Source organism: Allobosea sp. BK604 (assembly GCF_004341515.1).
Classification (GTDB): Bacteria; Pseudomonadota; Alphaproteobacteria; order Rhizobiales; family Beijerinckiaceae; genus Allobosea.
Map to the genome: position 1 here is coordinate 428,376 of NZ_SLZF01000003.1, position 23,484 is coordinate 451,859.

The window sequence follows — 23,484 nt, forward strand, 5'->3', positions numbered from 1 at the left end:
CCGGGCGTGCCGGGTTCAACGATGCTCGATCCGCCCCGCCAGCGCGTCCGCCAGGCCCTTCGTCGGCTTCGGCGCCGGCCGCCGGAAGGTCCCCGCGCTCGCCTTGCGCGGCCTCAGCGCCACCAGCGCCTCGGCCTGCTTCAGCGCCGCGCCCATCTGGTCGACGACCGGCACCGGGATACGCTCAGCCACTTTCGCGGCCAGTCCCGCCAGCGGCGCGCCGGCAAGGATGACGACATCGGCCTCGTCCTCGAGCACGGCGCGCTGCGCCAGCTGAACGATCACCGCCTCCTTCTCCTCCTGCACGTCGGCGATGTCGGCGAAGCTCTCGTCGAGCATGCGGATGCCGGCGCAGCGGCCGGTGAGCCCGTGCATCTCGACGCATTCCGCGTACCAGGGTCCGAGCGCGCGGGCGAAGGTGACGATGGCGAAGCGCCGCCCGAGCATGCAGGCGGTCAGCATCGCCGCCTCCGCCATGCCGATCACCGGAATGTCGAAAAGCTCGCGCGCACCCATCAGGCCGGGATCGCCGAAGGCGGCGATCACCGCCGCATCGACCTTGTCGTGATGCTCGGCCAGCATTTCGAGCGCGATCGCGCCACCGATCTGCGCTTCGGCCCGGGTCGCGATATAGGGCACGCCGCGAGGGGCCGTCAGCGGCACGATCTCGGTCCCGGGCGCGGCCACGCTCTTGGCCGCAGCGAGCAGGCGCTGCGTGATCGCCTCGGTGGTGTTGGGGTTCAGGAGCAGGATGCGCATCGCCTATCCCTGCGATGCCCACCGGCACTTGGCAATGGTCAGATCCGGCTGGCGCGGGCCGCGTCCATGAAGCGGCGGGTCAGGTCGATGTCCCAGCGCAGCACGTCGCCGGGTTTGGCGTCCTTGCGCATCAGCGCGGTGCTGACGATGACGCCGTCGCAGACCGAGAGCGCCTCGCCGACATTGCCCTCCGTGACGCTGCCGCCGAGCAGGATTGGCCGCTTGATGCCGCTCGCGCGCGCCTTGCGGATGCGGGCAAGCGAATCCGGAAAGTCTGAGCCGGTGATGATCAACCCGTCGGCGCCGGTCTTCTGGACCCATTCGGCGGCGAATTCCGGCGTCTCCGACGAGAGCGGCACGGCGGTGCGGTCATGCACATCGGCGAGGATGGCGATGTCCTGCCGGCCGAGCACAGCACGGAAAGCGACCGCCTGCGCGCCCATGCCGTTGCGTGGTCCCTGTGCCGTCATCACGCCGCCGACGAAGACCTTGAGCCTGACGAAATCGGCGCCCGACGCATGCGCCACCGAGAGCGCCGCGACGGGATCATGGGCCTCGATGATGATGCCGAGCCCGATATCCGGCACTTCGGCGCGGAGAAACCGGGCGAGCGCAGCGGTCATCGCGATGGAATCGGCTGCGGCCCGCCCCGACTCGCGCGTCGCGTCCTGCAGCTTGATATAGGGCACGCCGGCTTCCGCGAAGACCTTCGCATTGGTCGCGACATAGTCCTCGTAGGCCGCCATGCTCGTCCCGCGCGAGCGGGCGAAATCCGGCAGGTGCAAGGCTGCGATGACGAGGGGCTTGGGCGAGAAGACGCGGAGGGACACGGGCGCTCCCATGGCTTGGGATTGGAAGGAGATGGTCAGGCGGCCGGGGCGGCCCGGCTCATCGTAGCGAAAAGGCTGTCGAGCTGGTGGCGGCTCGTCTGTCGATCGAAGGGCAAGGCGCCGTCGGCGCCGAAGCGGCTGACGATCCGCGAGGCCGAGGCGGTGCCGAAACAGGCGGCCTTGACCAGGTCGCCGGTCTCGACCAGCCCGGCAAGAAAGCCGCCGCAGAAGGAATCGCCCGCGCCGGTCGGGTCGACGGCCTGCGTCGGCAGGATCGGCACGGCGACCGCCCTGCCGACCTGCCTGTCCCAGACCAGCGAGCCCTTGCCGCCGAGCTTGACGGCGACGCTGCCGCGGCAATGCGCGGCCAGGAGCGCGAGCGCCGATTCCAGCCCCATATCCGGCAGGATGGCGCGCAGCTCGACTTCGCTCGGCAGGAAGGCATCGACCTCGGCGAGAAAGGGCGCGATCTCGTCGAGGCTGAGCTCCGCGAGCTGCCAGCCGGCATCGAGCGTCACCACCATGCCGCGGCTGTTGAACAGGGGCAGCATGCCGCGCAGCACGACCGGCCGGCAGGGCGCGAGATGCACGCCGCGCGCCTCCAGATAGGATGGCGGCACCTGCTCGGGCACCAGCGGATGCGTGTCGCGGAACTCGGAATAGCTCAGCTCGCCGGGCCTCTCGCGCCGGCGCAGCAGATCCTGCCAGCGCGCGACCTCCTCGGGCGTCAGTCGCTTGGTGTCGAAGCCCGCCTCGGCGAGTTCGCCCGGCGTGCTGCGCAGCCGCTCGTGGCGCTCGCCCTGTTCGTCGTAGATGAACCAGTTGCAGCTTTCGAGCGCCGCATCGGCCGAGACGACGCCGTCGAGCAGGATGCCGTTGGCGCGCAGCGTCGCCAGCGCATCGGCCGGGTAGGTCGAGACCGCGACGCTGACGAGGCCGACGCTCTCGGCCCAGCAGAGCGCCCCGACGGCGGAATAGGCGGCGTTGCCGCCCACGCGCGCCAGGGCCACCGTCCCGTCCGACGAGATGACGTTGTCGACAGTCAGCCCGCCGACGGTGACGAGCTCCGGCCTCACGCCGCGAGGCCGCCGAGCTGTGGCGCACCCAGGCCGAGCGCATCGCGCGCCTTGGTGACGTGGTAGGAGAAGAGATGCAGCGGCACGCTGTAAACCAGCGGCGCCAATTCGACGCGCACCGGCGGCAGGTGCCAGGCATGGGCAACCTGGGCGCTGATCGCAGTCTCGCCCTCGGGCACCAGCGCGATGGTATGGCCGCCAACGCCCTTGCCGACGATCGCCGTCTCCAGCGCGCGCTGGTGGCTCGCCTCGTCGGGCGCGATCAGGAACATCGGATCGCCCGCCTTCTGGGTGCGATAGTGATGGTACTCCTCCAGCGGGAGGGCGCTGGCATGGATCGGCGCCAATTCCTTGAGCTTGGCGGCACCGAAGGCGGCCGGGGCGAAATGGGGGCCGGCGCCGGTGAGCAGCACGAACTCGGCCCGCGCCAGTTCGTTCCCGAGCGCCGCGGTCCGCTCGTAGAAGCCGGTGGATACGCTGTCGATCAGCGCCGGAAGCGCAGCGAGATCAGCGGCAAGGCCGGGCGCATCACCTTCGCCACGGCCGCGCGCCTTGGCGATGGCGAGCGCCAGCGCGATCTTGAGCGCCATGGCGGCGGTGCTCGACTGCGTCGGCCAGCCGCCGCGTGTCGCCTGGATCAGGAGCGCGTTGGGAAAGTCGCGCATCATCGGCGCGGTCGCGGTGTTGGTGAGCCCGACGACATAGGCGCCCTTCGCCTGCGCGCCCTTCAGGCCCGCGGTGACCGGAGCCGTGTTGCCGCTGGAGCTGAGACCGATGACCAGCGTCGCCTCGTCGACGGTCGAGAGCCCGTATTGTTCGAAATCGAAGGCCTCGTAGGGCTCGCAGATCACGCCGAGCACGCGCTCGACCGCAAGCCGCACGCCCTGCCCCGAGATCCAGGAATCGCCGCAGCCGATCATGACGATCCGGCGCAGCGGCCTGTCCTTCATCTCGGCCGCGATGCGCTGGACCGTCTCTGCCGTGGTCTCCAGCGTGCGCGAGATCGCCTGGCCCTGCGCCATCATCTCCAGATTGGTCAGCTCCACCCGGCGGAAGCGCTCCGGATCTCCGGGCGCATCCGAGGAGGATTCACGCTTCAGCTTCTTAAATTCCTGGCTCTGGTCGACCATTCTCGGGATACCCTGCGTTCGGACGGGTGATCGGGGGCGACGCACTCGATAGCGGCGCTACTGACTTTCGATATCCTTCATTCTATATCAAAACGCAAGACGAAGCGAAGCCCAATGAATATGCAGCCGCACGACCCCGCCAAGGACCGCATCCCGCCGCGGCAGGAGCGCATCCTCGAAATGCTCGCCGACAAGGGCGTGGTCGAGGTGACGACGCTCTCCGACGAGCTTGGCGTCTCCGCCGTGACCATCCGCGCCGATCTCGACGCCCTGGAGAAACGGCGCCTGGTCCGCAGGGTCCGCGGCGGCGCCATGGCCCTGCGCCCCGCCCGCTTCGAGCGCCCGCTCGATCTGCCGAGCCAGTCTTTCTCCGAGGAAAAGGAGCGCATCGCCGAGGTCGCCGCCAGCCTCGTCCGCGACGGCGAGACGATCATCCTCGATTCCGGCACGACGACTTTGGCCCTGGCCCAGGCGCTGCCGAAGACGCTCACCGACGTTGTCGTGGTCACCAACAATCTCGACATCGCCGGCGCCCTCCAGCCGCATCAGGGCATCACCGTCATCGTCACCGGCGGCCGGCTGAAGCGCGGCGGCCGCAACGCCAATTCACGCAGCCTGATCTCGCCCTTCGGCACGCATTTGCTGCGCGAAATCAATGCGGACGCCGCTTTTCTGTGCTGCGCCGGCGTGGAGGCGACCCGCGGCTTCACCAACGGCAACTGGGAGGAGGCCGAGATCAAGCAGGCGATGATCGCCTCGGCCCTGCGCGTCATTTTCGTCGCCGATCACGGCAAGATCGGCCATGTTGGGAGCGCGCGCATCGCCTCGCTCGAGCAGGCCGACATGCTCGTCACCGACAATGGCGCAGCCGCGGCCGATATTCAGGCACTGGAGCAGGCCGGCCTGCGCATCGTGGTGGCATGAGGGCGCGAAATTCATCGTTGCCTGACTAAGTTTTACACTTGCGATAATTTTCGTTTCTACACAAACTGAAAGGCATCAGCAGATCGACGGCAAGCCGCGCCCGACTCGGGCGCTCCCGCAGCAGCCCAAGCACAGTCAGGAGGCCGACCATGACGCCACTGTCCCGCCGCACATTCCTCGGGGCCGCTGCCGGCAGCGTCGCGCTCGCCGCACCCAGCGTCCTGCGCGCCCAGGCCCGCGAGCTGGTGATGATCGGCTATGGCAGCGCCCAGGACGATCCGCTGAAGCGAGCCGGCGAGATCCTCGGCAAGAGGCATCCCGGCGTCTCGCTGCGCGTCATCGGCGGCCTCTCGGCCGAGGCGATCGCTCAGATCAAGGCCTCGCGCGGCGCCTCGCCCTATGATTTCGCGGTGATGGGCTCTCCGGCCATCATCAATGCCGTCGACGAGGGTGTGCTCGAGCCGCTCGACCTGTCGAAGGTGCCGAACGTCGCCAATCTCGACCCGAAATTCCCACCCTACGCCTATGGGATGGGGGCACCGATCAGCTATGCCGGCATCGGTATCGCCTACAACAAGCAGATGGTGCCGAACCCGCCCAAGACCTGGGCCGATCTCTGGAAGCCCGAATATGCCGGCAAGATCGGCGTGTCCCGGCCGCAATCGAATCTCGGGCTCGCCTGCATCTCGATCGGCGCCACAGCCTTTGGCAAGACCGACGCCGATACGGATTTCGGCCTGGCCAAATGGAAGGAGCTGAAGCCGCTGGTCGGCCGCAGCCCCGGCCTGCTGCAGCAGATGCTGGAGCGCGGCGAGATCGGGCTCTGCCCGCTCTGGCACGACAACACCGGCATCGCGGTCTCCAGCGGCCTGCCGCTCGGCTATGCCAAGGTGACCGGCCCCGGCCCGCTGATCCTGCCGACCTGCGTCGTCAAGTTCACCCGGACCGCCCATAGCGAGCTGATCCACGAATTCACCAACATCCTGCTGGAAACCGAGAGCCAGAATTTTGCGGCGCAGCCGCCCTATTATTTCGGCACCGTGGTCAAGGGCATCGTGCCGCCGGCCGGCGCCGCCGCCTATCTGCCCTCGACGCCCGAGGAGATCGCCTCGATGACCTCGGTCGACTGGCCGAAAGTGGCGCCGAACCGCGGCAAGATCGTCGAGGCCTTCGACCGGATGTTCGCAGGGTGAACGTGGCGGCCGATGTCATCGACATGAAGACCGGCGCCCCGCGGTCCGCCCCGGTCGTCGATATTCGCGGAGCTGTGAAGCGCTTCGCCGATCTCACAGTGCTCGACCGCTGCTCGCTCTCCGCTCAAGAGGGAGAGATCCTGACGCTGCTCGGCCCGTCCGGCTGCGGCAAGACCACGCTGCTGCGTTGCATCGCCGGATTCCTGACGCCGGATGCGGGCGAGATCCTGATCGACGGCAAGGATACCGTGCCGGTGCCGGTCAACCGCCGCTCGGTCGGCGTTGTCTTCCAGAGCTATGCGCTGTTCCCGCACCTGACGGTCGCCCGCAATGTCGCCTATGGGCTGAAGATGCGTGGCATGCCCGCCGCGGAGATCGAGACGCGCGTCACGACCGCGCTCGCGACCGTATCGCTCACCGGCTTCGAGGGGCGCTATCCGAGCCAGCTCTCCGGCGGCCAGCAGCAGCGTGTCGCCATCGCCCGCGTGCTGGTGCTGGAGCCACGCGTGCTCCTGCTCGACGAGCCGTTCAACGCGCTCGACGCCAAGCTGCGCGGCTCGATGCAGATGGAGCTGCGCCAGCTCATCAAGCGGCTCGGCATCACCGCGATCTTCGTCACGCACGACCAGGAAGAGGCGCTGACGATGAGCGACCGCATTGCCGTGATGCGAACCGGCAAGGTCGAGCAGTTCGGCACGCCCGAGGAGATCTTCGACCGGCCGGCCAATGCCTATGTCGCCGATTTCGTCGGCGCCTCGAATTTCTGGGACGGCTATGCCAGCGGCGGCCGTGTCGTGTTGCCGGACGGGCAGACGGTCGCGACCGGGCTCTCCGGCGAGGTCCGCGTGATGATCCGCCCGCATAATCTCGCGCTGCGCCCGGCCGGGCCGCAGGCCTCGTCCTGGACCGGCACCATCCGATTCCGCCGCCATGTCGGCGCGCTGATGGAGTACGAGATCGGACTCGACGGCGAGCACGGCCTGCGCGCGCTCGCCTTGCGCGACGGCAGCACCGCGTCGCTCGCCGCCGGCGACAAGGTTTCGCTGACCTTGCGCGATGCCGCCGGCTGCATCGTCTTCCCGCGCTCATGACCAGGTCGCTGCCCCGCCGCCTGCTAGACGAGATCCTGTCCGGGAGCGGGATCTGGCCGGCCGTGCCGGCGATCGTCGTGCTCCTCGTCGTCGCCGTGATCCCGTTCGCGATCCTGCTCTCGCTCGGCTTCTCCGAGATCACGGTGGCGCGCGGCGTCATCGTCTCGCAGGACTTTTCCCTGCGCTATCTCACGACGGCGCTCACCGACCCGCTCTACCACACCACCTTCCAGCGCTCGCTGACGCTGGCGCTGATGACGACCTTCTTCTGCGTGCTGCTCGGCTACCCGGTCGCCTATCTCTTCCTGATCGGGAAGCCCTGGGTCCGGCGCGTCATCCTGGTGCTGACCATCGCGCCGATCCTGACCAGCGGCATCGTGCGCACCTATGCCTGGATCATCATCCTGGGCGGTCGCGGCGTGGTGAACAGCGTGCTCCTCGATCTCGGGCTGATCTCGGCGCCCTTGCGCATCATCAACACGCAATGGGCCGTGGTAATCGGCATGGTGCAGGTGCATCTGCCGGTGATGATCCTGCCGCTGATCGCGGTGATGAGCCGGCACGACCGGCGGCTCGACGAGGCCTCGGCCAATCTCGGCGCGAGCCGGCTCGGTACGCTCTGGAACGTCGTGCTGCCGCTCAGCATCGGCGGGCTCGGCACCGGGGCGGCGCTGGTCTTCACGCTGAGCTACACGACCTTCGTCGTGCCGCAACTGCTCGGCGGCGGCAATTATCTCAATGCCGCGACGATGATCTACGAGCAGGTGGTCTATTCACTCGAATGGAGCAAGGGCGCGGTGACCGCGCTGATCCTGATGAGCACCTGCCTGATCGTGCTCCTGATCTTCGCCTGGCTGACCAATCTGGGCACACGCTGGACAAGGGTCGCGCAGCGATGACCACCGGTTTCCACAGGGCGGAGCTTCTCGACAGGCTGGGCATCGGCGTCATCGTCGCGCTGGCCGTGATCGCGCTGGCACTGCTGCTGCTGCCGGCGGCGATCGTCGTGATCATGTCCTTCGACACGCGCGGCTATATCAGCTTCCCACCGGCGGGCTTCACCCTCGACTGGTACTACAAGGTCTTCAACCAGCCGGTGCTGGTCAACGCGATGCTGACCAGCATCAAGGTCGGCGTCTACGTGACCCTGCTCTGCATCGCGCTCGGCGTGCCCACCGCGCTCGCCTGCGTCCGTGGCGATTTCCGGGGGGCGACGGCGCTGTCGGTCTTCGTCCTGGTGCCGCATATGGTGCCGGGCATCGTGCTCGGCGTCGCCGTGCTCTTCGCCGGCGCGCTGTTCGGCATCGGTCCCTCGATCTGGCTGCAGTCGATCTCGCTCGCGACCTATGTCATGGCCGTGATGGTGCGCACGGTGATGGCCCGCCTGCAGCGGCTCGACCCGTTGCTGGAGCAGGCTTCGGCCAATCTCGGCGCGACACGCTGGCAGACCTTCCGGACGGTCACCCTGCCGCTGCTGCTGCCGGCGATCCTCGCCGGCGCTGTCTTCACCTTCATCGAGGGCTTCGACAACCTCTCGGTGACGATCTTCACCCATGGCTATCGCGACCGGCCGCTGCCGGTCGAGCTGCTCGCCATCGTGCAGAACACCAATTCGCCGCTGGTCGCGGCGGTGTCGAGCGTGCAGATCCTGCTCGCCATGCTGGCGCTGGGCGTGATCTCACTGACCATCGGCCTCGACCGGGTCAACGAGTAGCGCGAGGCGCATCCGGGCAGGGCGGCAGCGTCGATTGCCTGCCAACCCCGCTTTAATAGAGTCCGAGCCATGACCGACCGCGCCACGATCGACCGCGACCTCCGGGGCTATGCCGGAACCTGGCCGGACCTGACCTGGCCGAATGGCGGCAAGCTCGCCGTGTCGGTGGTGATCAATTTCGAAGAGGGCGCCGAACTCCAGGTCGGCGACGGCGATGCTCGCTCCGAGCCGATGGGCGAGGTGATCAGCGTCGTGCCCGCAGGCAAGCGCGACCAGGGCCAGGAGCAGATCTTCGCCTATGGCACCCGCGCGGGACTCTGGCGCATGCTGCACGCGCTCGACGAAACGAAGCTGCCGGCGACGATCTTCTTTTGCGGCCGTGCCGTCGAACGCTCGCCGGACTTGGCGCGGCTCGTCGTTGCCCGCGGCCACGAGCCCGCGGTGCATGGCTGGCGGTGGCGCCCGCATGCCGATTACGACACGCGCGAGGCCGAGGCGGCCGATCTCGATCGGGCGACCGAGGTCATCGCGGCCGCGACCGGGGTTCGTCCCGTCGGTTTCTTCTGCCGCGGCGGCGAGAGCCCATGGACACGGGCGCTGCTCGCGGAGCGCGGCTTCCTCTACGGCTCGAACGGCTTCGACGACGACCTGCCCTATTGGGACGAGCCCGTTCCTGGCAGGCCGCTGCTGATCGTGCCCTACGCGCTCGACAGCAACGATATGAAGTTCTTCCATCCCAACGGCTTCGTGCGGGCGCAGGAGATGGTCGACTACGTCACCGACGCGCTCGACGTCCTCGAGCAGGAGGCGGCGCGCGACCTGCCGCGCCTGCTCAATCTCGGCTTCCATTTGCGTATCGTCGGCCGGCCGGCCCGCTTCGCCGCCTTCCGCGACATCATGCGGCTCCTGGCGAGCCGCCGTGACCGGCTCTGGATCGCGACGCGGGCCGAAATTGCGCGAGCCTTCGCTGCTTCCGTGCCGCCGGAGGCCCGCTGATGCTGCGCCTTGTCCTGATCAACCCGAATACCAATACCGCCACGACCGAGACCATGCGCGCGATCGCACAGGAAGCGGCGCCGGCCGATATACGGATCGAGGGCATGACTGTGGCCCACGGCGCGCCACTGATCACCGACGCAACTGCGCTCTCCGTCGCGGCCGGGGCTGTGGCCGAACTGGCGGAAGGGCTGCTCGCCGACCGGCCGGCCGGCGTGATCGTCTCGGCCTTCGGGGACCCTGGCCTCGGCGCTCTGCGCGAGCGCCTGCCATGTCCGGTCACTGGCATCGCAGAGGCCGGGATGCTCGAAGCGGCCGAAGGCGGACGCGCCTTTGCGGTGGTGACGACGACGCCGGATCTCGTCAGTTCGATTGCGGCCAAGGCGCAAGCCTATGGCCATGCGCAGAGCTTCCGCGGCGTGACGCTGACAAAGGGCGAGGTCCATGCGGTGATGAGCGATCCGCAGCGGCTCGTCGAGGCGCTCGCCGAAGCATGCGCGGAGGCGATCGAGCGGCTGGGGGCGCAGGCACTTGTGATCGGAGGCGGGCCGCTTGCGCTCGCCGCAAAGGCGTTGGAGGCGCGCTTCCCCGTGCCGCTGATCGCGCCGATCCCGGCTGCCGTCAGGCTGACCTTGAAGCGCTCGGGCTAGAACCGTCCGCTCGGCCGGTAATGCGGCTCGTCGCCGAGCCCGTCGAGATAACCATCATAGAAGCTGCGGACATGCGGCATCACCGCTTCCGCGAGCGCGATGCGCTCGCGCTCGGCCGGCGTTTTCGGTTTCGCCAGTGCCTCGGCGATGCCTTCAAGCACCGCCTCCCTGTTCACGCGCGTGAAGCGCCGCTCGCGATACACCCAGTCGCCCCCGATCATGACGCTGTGCACGGCCCTCGATTTGGCTCGCTGGACCAGCACGTCGACGAAGCCGAGCGCATCATCCTGATAGGGGAAGGTCACGTCCTTCCAGTCGAACAGCACGAGATCGGCCGCCATGCCTGGCGTGAGCCGGCCGATCTGTCCGGCGAAGGGCGTCGTCGCGGCGCCATGCTCCGTCGCCATGCGCAGCACCTGCGCCGGCGTGGGATGCGGCGCATCGATGCCCGGCTCGCGATGGGCGCGCAGCACGAGCCGCATTTCCTGCAGCATGTCGCGATCGTCGTTGATGCCGGCCTCGTCGATGCCGATCGCGACCGGAATGCCCTGCGCCAGGAAGCGATTGACCGGCGCGACACCGCTCTTGAGGCGAAAATTCGAGCTGCAATTATGGCAGACGCGCGTGCCGCTATGGGCGCAAAGCTCGATATCGGCCTCGCTCATCCAGACGCCGTGGCCGATGGTGAAATGCGGCCCGAGCAGTCCGAGCTTGTCCAGATAGGCCAGCGCCGAGCCGCCAGTGCGCTTCCTGGCATAGGCCTTCTGATAGGGCGTCTCCAGCACATGCATATGCATCGGCATGCCGGTGCGGCGTGACAGGTCGCCCGCGGTTTCCAGGGCCTTGTCCGAGAGCCAGTGCAGGTTCGAGGGCGCGACCTGAATGCGGATAAGCCGGTCCGTGCCATGGCGCCGGAACAGTTCCTCGAAAACGGCGACCTGATCCGCCAGCGGCACGGTGAAGCGCTCGAAATAGGCCCGCATCGCCGGCACCAGCTCATCGGGCAGGCGCGCGACGAAATCCCGATCGGCCTCGTAGACGAGGCGGTTCTGGTCGCGCAGCGCCATTGAATAGGAGGCGCGCATGCCCACCGCACGATAGGCCGAGATCACTTTTTCAGCGGCGGCAATGATATCGTCCGGAGTGCCCGGCGCGCGCGAGTGCAGATGCTGAACCGTGGTGACTCCGCTCGCGATCATCTCGAAGGCCGAAAACAGCGTGTCGGCGTGGAGATCGACATCGCGCAGGGCGAGGCGGCTGGCGAACCAGAGCTCGAGCGGATGGTCGGGCGAGCCGAGCTGGAGCGGAGTCAGCCCGACATGATGGTGCGAATTGACGAAGCCGGGCGTGACCGCGAAGCCGGCGCCACCGGAGATGTCAGCCTCGGGATAGCGTGCCCTGAGGTCAGCAACAGGTCCAATAGCGCGGATCATGCCGTCGACGCAGACGATGCCGGCATCACCGTGCAGGATCGGCTCGCCCGCCGGGTCAAAACCTTCGAGCAGGGTCGCGCCCCAGACGATGCGGGTGGACATATACAAGCACTCCAAAACGCCCCGTGTCGTCATGGTCGGGCTTGTCCCGACCATCCACGTCTTCCCTTCATCCACGTTGCAAGACGTGGATGCTCGCCACAAGGGCGAGCATGACGGGGACGGCTAACCCAACCGACGCAGCCGCGTGATCCGGCTCGGATTGCCCTCGGCCAGCAGGATATCGCCATTTGGCGTGCCGAACAGGCCATGCGCGCCATTCAGCATCGGCCGGCAGCGCCCGAGGCGCTCGCCGTTCGGGCCGATCTTCTGCAAGCTCGGCACCATGTCGGTGACATAGGCGTTGCCATCCTCGTCGCCCCAGATCGCCATCGGCTGGTAGAGATCGCCCCAACTCGCGAGATGCTCGCCCTCGCGGTCGAAGACCTGGACGCGGTTGAGCGTGCGGTCGACCACCACGACGCGGCCATCGGCGAAGGTCCAGAGCGCATGCGGCCAGCCGAACTGCCCGTCGCCGGAGCCGTGTCCGCCCCAGCTCTGGATCAGCTCGCCCTCGGCCGTGAACCGATGCACCAGGCTCGCCGCATAGCCGTCCGAGACATAGATCTCGCCCCAGGCCGAGACATGCACGTCGGTCGGGTGGTTGAAGGGCGAGAGCGGCTCGCCGCGCCGGCCGATCCCGCCAAGGCGCTCGCCCGTGGCGGAGAAGACGATCACCTCGTGCATGTCGCGGTCGACCGCGAGGATGCGGCCTTTCGCATCCGCCGTCAGGTAATGGGAATCGGCGATGCTGGCGCCGCCCCAGCCGGTCAGGTAATTGCCCTCCGGATCGAGTTCGATCACGCGCGGATCGTCGGGATGCACCAGCGGGTCGTGCCGAAGCATCACGAAGACATGGCCGCGCCGATCGACGGTCACGTCGGTGACGAAGCCGCTGTTCTTCGGCCAGGAGCCGAAGGGGCGCTCGACGCGGTAGCGTGCGCCGCCGAGCGCGACGATCAGGTCATGCGAAGCCAAGGCGTGCCATCCTTCAGGCCGTGCGGCCGGAGAAAGGGTGAGTCTTCGCCCAATGCTTGGCGATGTCGAGCCGCCGTGTCACCCAGACGCCCTCGTGCTTCTGCACATAGTCGAGAAAGCGGGCGAGGCCGGCGGCGCGAGCCGGATGGCCGATCAGGCGCATGTGCAGGCCGACGGACATCATCTTCGGCTGGGTCGCGCCCTCCGCGTAGAGCATGTCGAACGCGTCCTTGTGCCACTCGAAATAATCGTTCGAGGTGCCGAAGAAGCCCGAGCCGAACTTGCCGTCATTATTGACCAGCGAATAGGGCACGATGAGCTGCGGCTTGCCGTCGACCAGCCGCCAATAGGGCAGCTCGTCGTCATAGGCGTCGGAATCGTAGAGGAAGCCGCCTTCCTCCATCAGGAGCCTGCGCGTGTTGACGCTGGGCCCGTAGCGGCAATACCAGCCGAGCGGCCGCTCGCCGACAGTCGCCTCGAGCGATGTGATCGCCCTGGCGATGTGCTCGCGCTCCTCCGCCTCGCTCAGTTCGTAATGCTTGATCCAGCGCCAGCCATGGCAGCAGACGTCGAAACCCGAGGCCTTGATCGCGGCGGAGGCTTCGGGATTGCGCTCCATCGCCAGCGCGCAGCCGAACACCGTCATCGGCAGGCCGCGCTCCTGGAACAGCCGCATCAGCCGCCAGAAGCCGACGCGACTGCCATAGGCGAACATGCCCTCGCCGGCGAGGTCGCGCCCCTTCACACCGGTCGGCAGGCCCGCGGCTTCGGTCAGGCCGATCTCGGTGTAGCCCTCGCCATCCTGCACCGAAGGCTCCGACCCCTCCTCGTAGTTCATTACGAAATTGATCGCGATGCGGGCGCCGCCCGGCCATTGCGGATCGGGCGGGTTGGCGCCGTAGCCGATCAGGTCGCGGTCATAGGCAGTCGTCATGGCGGTCTCCTGTCGTCATTACGGGCGCAGCGAAGCAATCCAGGGGCCTCACGCACTCCTCCTGGATTGCTTCGCTGCGCTCGCAATGACGGGGTTGGTTTGCATCAGGCGCTCATGCGCTTGGTCAGGCCGGTGAGCCGGTCCATCACGATCATCAGCAGGAGCGTGGCGAGGATCAGCACGCCGGCAATCGCGGCGATCCGGACGTCCAGCGTCGATTCCATCATCCCCCACATCCGGATCGGCAGCATTCCGGTGCGTGCGTTCGAGAGGAAGAGCGAGACCGGGACATTGTCCATCGAGGAGATGAAGGCGAGGAAACAGCCGGCCGCGATGCCGGGCGCGATCAGCGGCAAGGTGATCCGGCGAAAGCCGTAGAAGCGGCTGGCGCCGAGATTGGCGGAGGCTTCTAGCAGCGCCGGGTCGAGCTGTGTCAGGCTCGCCAGCGTGGTGCGGAAGACGAAGGGCGCGATCACGACGAGATGGCCGGCGATCAGCAGGTTGAGCGAGGGCCTGATGCCGAGCACCGAGAAGAACATCAGCGCCGCCAGCCCATAGGACAGGCTCGGCAGGATCAGCGGCGACAGGAAGCTCGCCTCCAGCAGGCGGGCGGACGGGCGGCTGACCCGCGTGATCGCCAGCGCCGCCAGCACCGAGAGCACGGCTCCGACGACCGTCGCGACGAAAGCGACCCAGACGCTGTTCCAAGCGGCGGTGTGGATCGGCGCCGAGCGCACCGGATCGAACAATTCGCGATACCAGCGCAGCGACAGGTCCGGCGGCGGGAAGCGCAGGGTCTGCGAGGTGGTGAAGGAGGTCGCGATCACGATGATCACCGGCGCAACCAGGATCAGGATGCCGAGTCCGGCGAGCAGGCCGACGATCCAGTTATAGGTCACGTCGCTGAGGGTGGAGCGCTGCACGGCCGATCCTCAGTTCGTTTTCGCGAAGCGGCCGAGCCAGCCGAGCGCCATGATGCCGGCAAGCACGGTGAAGAGCAGCGTCAGCGAGGCGACGGCGGCGAAGGGCCAGTTATAGACCACGGTCGATTGCTGCCAGATCAGAGCCGGCAAATAGACCAGCCGCGCCCCGCCGATCACGGATTGCGAGATGAAGGCGGTGGTCGCCGAGGCGAAGACCAGCGTCGCGCCCGCGATCCAGCCCGGCAGGGTCAGCGGCAGCACCACCTTGAAGAAGGTCCGCCATTTCGAAGCGCCGAGCGCGCGCGAGGCGTCGACCAGGTTCTGGTCCATCTGGTTCATGATGGTGAGCAGCGGCAGTAGCATCAGCGGCATCTCGATCTGCGTCAGCGCGATCACGAGGCCGAGCTCGGTCTGGAGCAGGTTGAGCGGCGCCGCCGTAAGCCCCAGCCCCATCAGCGTCTGGTTGACCACACCCTCGCGCGCCAGGATGACGATCCAGGCGAAGGTGCGAATGACCACCGAGGTCAGCAGCGGCATGAGGATGATGAAGATCAGCAGGCGCTGCAGCTTGGGGCCCGAGGCGCGGAAGACGAGTGCCAGCGGATAGGCGAGCAGGGTCGTCGCCGCGACGGCGAAGAGTCCGAGCTTCAGCGTGTCGAAGATGACCTTGAGATAGAAGGCGTCGCCGTAGAATTTCGTCCAGCTGTCGAGGCCGAGCCGCGTCTGCTCGGCATCGGCGTAGAAGCTGATGCCGAGCAGGATCGCGAAGGGCGCCGCGAAGAAGACGAGATAGGTCAGGCCGAGCGGCGCCGCGAGGCGCCACTCGACCCGGTCGCCGGGGGCGCTGCCCCCGGCCGCTGCTATGGCGGCTCCAGCCATCGGATCGCGCCTTACTTGGTGATTTCCTTGTTGAAGCGCTCGATCCAGGCGGCACGGACCGGATTGATCTTGGTCCAGTCATGCGTGACCATCTTGGTCAGTTCGTCGACCGACTTGATGTCGAGGGTGTCGACCAGCTTCACGTCCTTGTTGATCGGGATCATGTTGTAGGGCTGCTGCTGCAGTGCGGCCTGGATCTCGGCCGAGATCGCCGTGTCCATGTACTTGTAGGCGTTCTCGACATTGTCGGCGCCCTTCACGATGTGCAGCGTGGTCTGGAACGTGATCGCGCCGCTGTCGGGCTTGACGAACTCGATATCGACGCCGCGGCCCTTCAGGATCGCGACCGTGTTGGTGTTGGTATACATGATGTCGATCTGGCCCTGCTGATACAGCCCAGGCATTGCCGCCGGCGCCGCGACAGCGGCAGCCTTTGCGACGGCCTTCTTCAGCTCGGCGAAGATCGGCTCCATGTTCTCGATCGAGCCGCCGAACGCCTTGGCCATCTCGATGATCGAGACCGTGCCGAAGGTGGTCTGGAAGCCGGTCAGGCCGAGCCGCTCGACATAGGGCGACTTGAACAGGTCGGCCCAGCCCTTCGGCGGCGTCGGGAACTTCTTCGGGTTATAGGCGATGCCGACGACCTGCGCATTGCAGGTGACGCCATGCGAGGTGATCAGCCCGTCCGGCACCTTGGCGGCGTTGGTCAGCTTCTTGGCGTCGATCGGCTCGAACAGGCCGGCTTGCATCGCAGAAGCGGCCGGGCCGGGATCGAGCACGAAGCAGTCGAAGGGCGGCACGCCGCGCGCCGCCCGGACCTTGGCGACCTGGTCGACCGCGAAGAGCGAGTCGAAGGCGATATCGACATTGGCGCTCTTCTTCAGTGCGGGCGCGACGACGCCGCGATAGGCCTCCTCCCAGGTGCCGGGATAGATCGCGGCGGTCAGGCCGCCGGCTGCTCGCGCGCTCAGCGGCAGGGAAGCGGCAAGGCCGAGGGCACCGGCACCGGCAAGCAGGTCGCGGCGGCTGATCGTGGTCATGGCTGTCGTCTCCGTTGAGTTGCTGGAATCAGGGTTTGGCAAAGAGCGAAGGCCGGGCATGGTCGGCGAGCGCACAGAAGGCCGTCTCGGCCCGGCTCGACGCGACGCCGGGCCGCCGCGGCACGGCGACCTTGAGCGAGGTGCCGTCGGGCGCCGTGACATCGTGGATGAGCTCGCCGCCGATCGGCAGGCTGAGCTTGAGCGAGACGGGGAAGCGGCCCTCGCCGGCCTCGTCGGCCAGCGTCATTTGCTCGGGCCGGACGGAGACGAGCACCGGCGCGCCGGGCGCGAAGTTTTGGCGCGAGGGAACAGTCCAGCTCGTGCTGGTCGAAAGCGCCACGCGATAGCCCTCCGCCGTCGCGGCCTCGACCGTGCCGGCGAGCAGGTTGCTCGAGCCGATGAAGCCGTTGACGAAGAGGCTCGCCGGCTCATCATAGATCTGCACGGGCGTGCCGAGCTGTTCGATCCGCCCCTGGCTCATCACGGCGATGCGATCGGCGATCGCCATCGCCTCGTCCTGGTCATGCGTGACCATGATCGCGGTGAGCGCGAATTGCCGCTGCAGGCGCTTGATCTCGATTTGCATGTCGAGGCGCAGGTTCTTGTCGAGCGCGGCGAAGGGCTCGTCGAGCAGCAGGATGCGCGGCCGGATGGCGAGCGCGCGGGCCAGCGCGACGCGCTGCTGCTGACCGCCGGAGAGCTGCCGCGGCTTGCGGTCGGCGAGCGTCTCGAGCTGGACGATCGCCAGCATCTCGGCGACGCGCTCCTCCTGCAGCTTTCGGCTCTCGCCACGCGCAGCGAGCCCATAGGCGATGTTCTGCGTCACCGTCATGTGCGGGAACAGCGCGTAATTCTGGAAGACGATGCCGATCTCGCGTTTGCTCGGCGGCAGGGTGTCGATCGGCCGGTCGCCGATAATGATCTTGCCGTTGCCCTGCTCGATGAAGCCGGCGACGATCCTCAGCAAGGTGGTCTTGCCGCATCCCGAGGGGCCAAGCAGCGCGACGAATTCGCCGCCCTTGACCTCCAGCGTGACGTTGTCGACCGCGAGCCCGCCGCCATAGCTATGGGTGATGCCGTCGAGCGTCAGCGGCTGGGCCGTCGCGAGGCCGGTCTCGGAGCGCGGCAGCATCACGCGGCAGCTCCTCGCCCGGCCGTCCGATGCAGGTGCCCTGAAGCGCCTCGGCGACGGATTATCCTTGCATTGGCAGCAACGACGTCACCGGGCATCCAGGCAGCTCCTCGAGGGTCAGGGGAAGGAGCCGGCCTCCTTCCGCTTCTTGGCGGTCAATCTGGTACGCAAGATGCGTGCCGACTGCTCGACGGGAGCGAGGGCCTCGCGCAGCTGTGCCAGGGGATCGGGCTCTTCCGGGATCTGCAGCTTGGCCTCCCAGCTGCCGAGATGCGCAGCCATGCGGCGTTCGGCTTCGATCGGGTCTCCCGCTTCCAGCGCAGTGACGATTCCGGCATGTTCGGAAAAGGAACGGACAGCCTCCTCGTCGGACTGGTGATTCATAGCCGCCAGCGTCGTGCGCACCGTGAGATCGCGGATCGTCTCGGCGAGCAGCCGGTTTCCAAGGGCACCGGCCAGGCAGACGTGAAAGTCGCCGAGCAGGAAGCTGCGCAGCCCGGCATTCTGCCCATCCAAGGCGCCGCGCTGCTGCTCGATATGTGCGCGCAGGCGTTTCATACCGCGCTCGTCGATCCGGTTCGCAGTGCGCAGCAGGCCGGTCTCAATGACATAGCGGGCCTCGAAGGCTTCGCGGGCCTGCTCGCGCGACGGCTCGACGAGATACCAGCCACGCCTTGCGCTGACCTCGACGATGCCGCGCGCCGCCAGCCGGATCAGCGCCTCGCGCACCAGCGTGCGACTGCAGGAGAAGAGCGCCGCGAGTTCCTTCTCGCCGAGCCGGCTGCCCGCCGGCAGCTTCTCGGCCAGCACGGATTCGAGAATGCGGTCGCTGATCTGAGCCGGCAGCGTCATGATGGTTCCCTAGCGATTGCTCGGCAGCAAGCCGCGTGCCACAGGTATACAAGATTGATCGGCAAGTGTCGCGCTGCCGATACCGAGGACAACATGACCCCGATAGCCGACCTGCTCACGAAACAAGCAGATCAACATGGTGCTCCGCCTGACTCAGAGCCCTGGCACCTGAGCGCGGCCGAGCTCGCGCAAGGCTACCGCGCCGGCACGTTCGACCCTGTCGAGGTGGCCGAAGCCTGCCTGGCACGCGCTGAAGCCTGCGAGCCGACACTCAACGCCATGGTGGTGCTCGACCGGGAGGGCGCGCTCTCCGCCGCCCGCGAAAGCAGCAGGCGGTTCGCCGGTGGTGCGCCGCTGGGCCCGCTCGACGGCGTGCCGGTCAGCGTGAAGGACAACATGCATGTCGCCGGCCTGCCGACGAGCTGGGGCAGCCGCCTCCTGCGCGACGTCAGGCCGACGCGCGACGAGATTCCGGTCGCGAGACTGCGGGCAGCGGGCGCCGTCTTCATCGGCAAGACGAACCTGTCCGAGTTCGCCATGCAGGGCTTCACCTCCAACGCGGTCGCGGGAACGACCCGCAATCCCTGGAACCCCGCCCTGACGCCCGGCGGCTCCTCGGGCGGCGCGGTCGCCGGTGTCGCCGCCGGCTATTGCCCGCTCGCACTCGGGACTGATGGCGGCGGCTCGACCCGCCGGCCCGCCTCGCATTGCGGCCTCGTCGGCTTCAAGCCATCGATGGGACTGGTGCCGCGCGGCGGCGGCCTGCCCGAGATATTTCTTGGATATGAGGTCGCTGGAGCGATCGGGCGCAATACCGCCGACGTCACCACGCTAACCGAAATTCTCTCGGGCCAGGATCTCGCGGTGCCGCCACCAGAGCGCGCGCGAATCCTGTTTGTGCCGGGCTTTGCCGATCATCCCGTCGATCCGGGCATTGCAGGACAGGTTCGCAACGCCGCCCAGACATTTGCCAGGCTCGGGCATCAGGTCGAAGCAATCGGCAATTCGAGCTTCGCCGAGCAGATCAACCAACTCTGGATGACGATGTCCGCGATCGGACTGGCCTGGATGCTCGATGAGCCGGCGGCTTGGCCGGAACTCGGCTACGGTCCGGGCGAGCGTCCCGACATCGCAATCTGTGGCGAGGCGGCGCGGGCCAACTATCGGCTCGGCGCCTCCGCCCGCGGCACGGCCCTGTTCGAGATCCTCGTCGCGGTCGAACAGCTCAAGCGAGAGCTGGCTCGGCAGTTCTCCCGTCACGAGATTCTCCTGATGCCGGCCACGGCGGCTCTGCCTTGGCCGGCGGAAGAGAGCCACCCGCCCCATATCGATGGCCGTGCGGTGGGGCCGCGCGGTCATGCCATCTTCACGGGCTTCGCCAATGCCGCCGGTCTGCCGGCCATCGCGACTCCCTGCGGCTTCGTCGACGGCTTGCCGACCGGCTTTCAGCTCGTTGGGCCGCATGGCGCCGATCCCATGCTGCTCGCGCTATCGAGGCAGTTCGAAGACACTTACGGCCACGATGCCTTCGGGAAGGCGCCAGGCGCATGATCGGTTGATCGGTTCTGAAACGTCGTTCGCGGGCCCGGGGGATCATCAGGCGACCAATGCCAAATAGCCGCGCACCCTGATCAGTTGCTCGCGAAGATGCCCTAGAGCATTCCCGCGATCCTCCGAATCGCAAAATTCTCCATCTATTTGTTTTGACGCATTTTCTTCACGCGACCCGGTGTCCGCTTCGCTGGAAAACGCTCTAATCCCGCACCTTCTCCCCGCCTTCCGCCTTGAAACTGCTTTCGGCGACATTCATCGTGCGTCCTTCGAATTGACCGACCTCGATGAAGACGTCCAATTGCTGGCCTATCCTCACGCTCAGATCTTCGGCCTCGAGCGCGTAGATGACTTGCATGACGCGCGTGTCCACACGCTCCAATGCCTGCCCGGAGAGGGAGCGCTTGGGAACGACCAGGGGCTCGACCCTGACAAAACTGAGGCTGGCCCGCCGGCGCTCCCGGCCGCGCTCATAGGCCAGCGCCGGCGCGCCCGGCTGGTAACGCGTGATATCGGCCTCGTCGATATCGATGCGAAGGTGCAGGGGATCCGTCCGTCCCAGAATGAGCAGCCCCTGCGAAAGGGCGCCGGCCTGGGCGAACTCGCCGGGTCGCAAGTTGACCTGAAGGACCATGCCGTCGTCGGGCGCGCGGACGCTATGGAGCTCCAGATCCGCCTCGGCGAGCTTGAGCGCACGTTGCGCCTGTTCGACCACCGCGAGCTCCACCGCGATCGAGGCAGCTGGTCCGCCAGCTTCGTCGAAGAGAGCGAGGTTGGCGGTCGCGACCGTCAGCCTTGCTCGTGCTTCCGAGAGCTTGGCATTGGCTTGGCGCAGCATGTTGTTGCGACGCGTGATCTCCCGCGACGTGATGGTGGCTCCGGCGTTGAGGACGCCGGCCACGCGGACGAGATCCATTGCCTCGTCTTTTTCGGCCTGCGCCGACTCGACGGCCGTATGGGCGACCTGGACCTCGGCCCGCAAGCCCGCCACCCGTGATCGCGCGAGCGCAAGCCGCGCCTGGGCCGCCGCAACCTCTCCATGGCGCTGCAGCAGCGTCGCTTCGGCTCGGCTTGCATTGAGAGCAAAAAGCGGCTCGCCGCGCTTCACCACGGCGCCGGGAGCCACAAAGACCCGCGCGACCGTTCCCGAGATATCCGTTCCGATCTTGATCTCCTGGCTGGACGGCTCGACCAGGCCGGCCGCACCGATGAGAGCCATTGGCGCATTGCGGCTGATGGAGACCCGGGAGATTCCCGGTGCCGATGGCTCGGGCCTGGGCTCGATGGCCGGCCGGCCGCCGCCCTTGCCGGCGATCGAAAACGCCGCTCCCAGTAGCGAGACAAAGGCGACCAGCGGGAGGCCATAGGTCAGGATTGGTGAGCGCCGCCCGATCATCACGCGGCCTCCCGGTCGAGACGGGCCTGCACCCGGGTAATGCGCCCGTCGCTCATATGCGCGATGCGGTCGGCGAAGGGAGTGATGCGATTGTCGTGGGTGACAACGATGACGGCCCGGTCGCGGCTGACGGCGACCCCGCGCAGGAGCTGCATCACGCCGTAGCCGGATGCCATGTCCAGCGCCGCAGTCGGTTCATCGCAGATGACCAGCGCCGGCTCGTGGATGAGCGCACGTGCAATGGCGACGCGCTCCTGTTCGCCGACCGAAAGCTGCGATGGATACATGCCGGCATGCGCGGCGAGGCCAACCTCGAAAAGCAGATCATTGGCCCTGATTTCGGCTCGGGCTGCGCGCTCTCCTTGGACGAGCAACGGAATCGCGACGTTCTCCGTTACGGTCAGGGCGGGGAACAGGTTCAGCTTTTGAAAGACGATGCCGACATGGGCGCCACGAAACCGGACCATGCCGGCTTGGCCGAGCTTGCCGAGATGGGAGCCGAATAATTCGATGGCCCCGGCTTCTCCCGGGAGCAGCCCTGCCATGATCGAGATCAGGGTGGTCTTGCCGCAACCCGAAGGACCAACCAGGAACGTCATTTCGCCGGCAAGCACATCGAGATCGATGCCGTGGAGGATCCGAGTGCGGGTGCCACCGCTGACGACGTCCTTGACGATCCCGCGGCAGGACACGGCGACGACTCCAGCGTGGTCCGCTTTGGGAGCTCTCATCGCCTAGCTCCGGAAGATGACCGCCGGCTCGACGGCGAAAACCCGCCGCAGGCTTGCCAGCGTTGAGAGCAGGATGAGCACGGACACCGCGCCCGCAACGCCGGCGGCGATCCACCAGGGGAGGATGAAGCCGCGCAATGCCGAAGTCGGCGTGCACACGAATTCGAAGAAGGCGGCGGCAAGGCCGATGCCGATCGCGTAGCCGGTCGTGCCCACGACGGCGGCCTGGAGCAGGACAAGGGCCGTGATACGGAAATCCGTGACGCCGATGACCTTGAGCATGGCGTATTGCGGGAGGTTGTCGGACACGAACATGCTGAAGGTCAGGCCGACGATCGCACTGCCGACCAGCATCCCCAGCAGGATCGTCGTGATGAAACTCATCGGGATGCCCGTGCTTCTGATGTAGTATTGGACGGTCCGTCGGGAGAATTCTTCGGAAGAATGGGCCCTCAGGCCAGTTTGATCGGTAATGGCGAGCGCAACATTTGTCGGCTCCAGATCTCTTGCCGCCTTTGCGAGAACGAAAGAGAGCTGGTTTCGACCGGTCGGCAGATAGCTCAGCGCCTGGCTGTAGCGCGCGTAGATGATGACCTGAGCGGAGAAGGCAGCGGCGGCATCCGTGATCGCGGTAACGACCGCCCGCCGATCGTTGAGTTCCAGCGTCCTGCCGACAGCGAGCGGCTCGCCGGGCCACAGCTGCATGAAGCCGACCCGGTCGATCGCGATGGCGTCGGGACGTTGCAGGTCCGCGACCGACCCGATGACGAACCGTTGCGTCGCTCCGATCAGCGTCGTGTCTTCGACGCCCAGGATCAGCGCATTCTTCGTTCGCCCCTCCGGCGTCTTGACCGGCGCCGTCGCCTTGAAGAGAGGCGCTGCCCAAACGACTCCTGGAACGCCGCGGACCCGATGGAGGTCTCCGTCCCGCATCGGGCGGACCAGATCGAGATATTCGACTGATGGGTCCATGACCCAGATGTCTGCGTCCTGCGCATCGGCGATGATATTCTGCGACCGCGTCATCAATCCGACGAACATGGCGCTCTGCTGCGCGACCAGCAGGGTGGCAAAGGCGACGCCGAAGACCAGGCCGAGCAACTTGCCCCGATCGCCGAACAGGATTTTAAGAGCAAGGATCGGCATGCATCTCTCGCACTCAGACTGAACGAT

Annotated in this window: 23 protein-coding genes; 8 read left to right on the forward strand and 15 right to left on the reverse strand. The window is 67.1% G+C overall.

What is annotated here, in order from left to right; all coding sequences use genetic code 11:
* Positions 1-15: 15 nt before the first annotated feature.
* Genes EV560_RS11480 through EV560_RS11495 form a run of 4 tightly spaced genes read right to left on the reverse strand, consistent with a single transcriptional unit; the run spans position 16 to position 3,795 of the window.
* Positions 16-759: an aspartate/glutamate racemase family protein gene (locus EV560_RS11480; RefSeq protein ID WP_131855882.1), complete on the reverse strand. Its 744-nt coding sequence runs from the start codon at positions 757-759 to the stop codon at positions 16-18.
* A 38-nt stretch (positions 760-797) separates the two neighbouring features.
* Positions 798-1,589: a BtpA/SgcQ family protein gene (locus EV560_RS11485; RefSeq protein ID WP_207907993.1), complete on the reverse strand. Its 792-nt coding sequence runs from the start codon at positions 1,587-1,589 to the stop codon at positions 798-800.
* A 35-nt stretch (positions 1,590-1,624) separates the two neighbouring features.
* Positions 1,625-2,665, reverse strand: coding sequence for a carbohydrate kinase family protein (locus EV560_RS11490; RefSeq protein WP_131855884.1), 1,041 nt, complete (start codon positions 2,663-2,665; stop codon positions 1,625-1,627).
* Positions 2,662-3,795, reverse strand: a complete 1,134-nt coding sequence (locus tag EV560_RS11495; protein ID WP_131855885.1) for an SIS domain-containing protein — start codon at positions 3,793-3,795, stop codon at positions 2,662-2,664. The genes EV560_RS11490 and EV560_RS11495 overlap by 4 nt, the downstream gene beginning before the upstream one ends.
* A 114-nt stretch (positions 3,796-3,909) precedes the next feature.
* Here EV560_RS11495 and EV560_RS11500 point away from each other — a divergent pair, with 114 nt between their 5' ends.
* From EV560_RS11500 to EV560_RS11530, 7 genes are all read left to right on the forward strand, one after another.
* The gene (locus EV560_RS11500) at positions 3,910-4,719 is read left to right on the forward strand and encodes a DeoR/GlpR family DNA-binding transcription regulator (protein WP_207907994.1); all 810 of its coding nucleotides are present in this window, start codon (positions 3,910-3,912) and stop codon (positions 4,717-4,719) included.
* 149 nt (positions 4,720-4,868) lie between these two features.
* The gene (locus EV560_RS11505) at positions 4,869-5,912 is read left to right on the forward strand and encodes an ABC transporter substrate-binding protein (RefSeq protein WP_131855886.1); all 1,044 of its coding nucleotides are present in this window, start codon (positions 4,869-4,871) and stop codon (positions 5,910-5,912) included.
* A 2-nt stretch (positions 5,913-5,914) separates the two neighbouring features.
* Entirely contained in the window at positions 5,915-7,003 is a 1,089-nt protein-coding gene (locus EV560_RS11510) for an ABC transporter ATP-binding protein (protein WP_207907995.1), read from the forward strand.
* On the forward strand, positions 7,000-7,902 hold the full coding sequence (locus EV560_RS11515; RefSeq protein WP_131855887.1) for an ABC transporter permease: 903 nt from the start codon (positions 7,000-7,002) through the stop codon (positions 7,900-7,902). The genes EV560_RS11510 and EV560_RS11515 overlap by 4 nt, the downstream gene beginning before the upstream one ends.
* Positions 7,899-8,717, forward strand: coding sequence for an ABC transporter permease (locus EV560_RS11520; protein WP_131855888.1), 819 nt, complete (start codon positions 7,899-7,901; stop codon positions 8,715-8,717). The genes EV560_RS11515 and EV560_RS11520 overlap by 4 nt, the downstream gene beginning before the upstream one ends.
* Positions 8,718-8,786: 69 nt before the next feature.
* Entirely contained in the window at positions 8,787-9,713 is a 927-nt protein-coding gene (locus EV560_RS11525; protein ID WP_207907996.1) for a polysaccharide deacetylase family protein, read from the forward strand.
* Positions 9,713-10,363 carry an aspartate/glutamate racemase family protein gene (locus tag EV560_RS11530; RefSeq protein ID WP_131855889.1) on the forward strand — a complete coding sequence of 217 codons (651 nt, stop codon included), beginning with the start codon at positions 9,713-9,715 and terminating at the stop codon, positions 10,361-10,363. Before EV560_RS11525 ends, EV560_RS11530 begins: the two co-directional genes overlap by 1 nt.
* Here the strand turns inward: EV560_RS11530 and EV560_RS11535 are convergent.
* The 8 genes from EV560_RS11535 to EV560_RS11570 all read right to left on the reverse strand — a co-directional run bounded on the left by EV560_RS11535 (position 10,360) and on the right by EV560_RS11570 (position 18,633).
* Positions 10,360-11,898 carry an amidohydrolase family protein gene (locus tag EV560_RS11535; RefSeq protein WP_131855890.1) on the reverse strand — a complete coding sequence of 513 codons (1,539 nt, stop codon included), beginning with the start codon at positions 11,896-11,898 and terminating at the stop codon, positions 10,360-10,362. The two genes, EV560_RS11530 and EV560_RS11535, sit on opposite strands and share 4 nt — an antisense overlap.
* Before the next feature lie 123 nt (positions 11,899-12,021).
* Positions 12,022-12,873 carry an NHL repeat-containing protein gene (locus EV560_RS11540; protein WP_131855891.1) on the reverse strand — a complete coding sequence of 284 codons (852 nt, stop codon included), beginning with the start codon at positions 12,871-12,873 and terminating at the stop codon, positions 12,022-12,024.
* Positions 12,874-12,886: 13 nt separating this feature from the next.
* A complete protein-coding gene (locus tag EV560_RS11545) occupies positions 12,887-13,807 on the reverse strand; it encodes a polysaccharide deacetylase family protein (protein ID WP_131855892.1) in 921 nt (306 codons plus the stop codon).
* Between the two features lie 104 nt (positions 13,808-13,911).
* A complete protein-coding gene (locus EV560_RS11550; protein ID WP_131855893.1) occupies positions 13,912-14,730 on the reverse strand; it encodes an ABC transporter permease in 819 nt (272 codons plus the stop codon).
* A 9-nt stretch (positions 14,731-14,739) separates the two neighbouring features.
* The gene (locus tag EV560_RS11555; RefSeq protein ID WP_131855894.1) at positions 14,740-15,609 is read right to left on the reverse strand and encodes an ABC transporter permease; all 870 of its coding nucleotides are present in this window, start codon (positions 15,607-15,609) and stop codon (positions 14,740-14,742) included.
* Between the two features lie 11 nt (positions 15,610-15,620).
* Positions 15,621-16,649 (reverse strand): extracellular solute-binding protein, encoded by a 1,029-nt coding sequence (locus EV560_RS11560; protein ID WP_131855895.1) that lies wholly within the window; start codon positions 16,647-16,649, stop codon positions 15,621-15,623.
* A gap of 28 nt (positions 16,650-16,677) precedes the next feature.
* Positions 16,678-17,781, reverse strand: a complete 1,104-nt coding sequence (locus tag EV560_RS11565) for an ABC transporter ATP-binding protein (RefSeq protein WP_131856215.1) — start codon at positions 17,779-17,781, stop codon at positions 16,678-16,680.
* Positions 17,782-17,898: 117 nt separating this feature from the next.
* Positions 17,899-18,633, reverse strand: coding sequence for a GntR family transcriptional regulator (locus tag EV560_RS11570; protein WP_248311995.1), 735 nt, complete (start codon positions 18,631-18,633; stop codon positions 17,899-17,901).
* Between the two features lie 93 nt (positions 18,634-18,726).
* Between EV560_RS11570 and EV560_RS11575 the strand changes: the two genes are divergently transcribed.
* Positions 18,727-20,184, forward strand: a complete 1,458-nt coding sequence (locus EV560_RS11575; protein WP_131856216.1) for an amidase — start codon at positions 18,727-18,729, stop codon at positions 20,182-20,184.
* A gap of 202 nt (positions 20,185-20,386) precedes the next feature.
* Here the strand turns inward: EV560_RS11575 and EV560_RS11580 are convergent, their stop codons facing one another.
* Genes EV560_RS11580 through EV560_RS11590 form a run of 3 tightly spaced genes read right to left on the reverse strand, consistent with a single transcriptional unit; the run spans position 20,387 to position 23,457 of the window.
* Complete coding sequence (locus EV560_RS11580; protein WP_131855896.1) at positions 20,387-21,580, reverse strand: HlyD family secretion protein; 1,194 nt, start codon at positions 21,578-21,580, stop codon at positions 20,387-20,389.
* A complete protein-coding gene (locus EV560_RS11585) occupies positions 21,580-22,311 on the reverse strand; it encodes an ABC transporter ATP-binding protein (protein ID WP_131855897.1) in 732 nt (243 codons plus the stop codon). Before EV560_RS11585 ends, EV560_RS11580 begins: the two co-directional genes overlap by 1 nt.
* Before the next feature lie 3 nt (positions 22,312-22,314).
* Positions 22,315-23,457 carry an ABC transporter permease gene (locus tag EV560_RS11590; RefSeq protein WP_131855898.1) on the reverse strand — a complete coding sequence of 381 codons (1,143 nt, stop codon included), beginning with the start codon at positions 23,455-23,457 and terminating at the stop codon, positions 22,315-22,317.
* Positions 23,458-23,484: the final 27 nt, after the last annotated feature.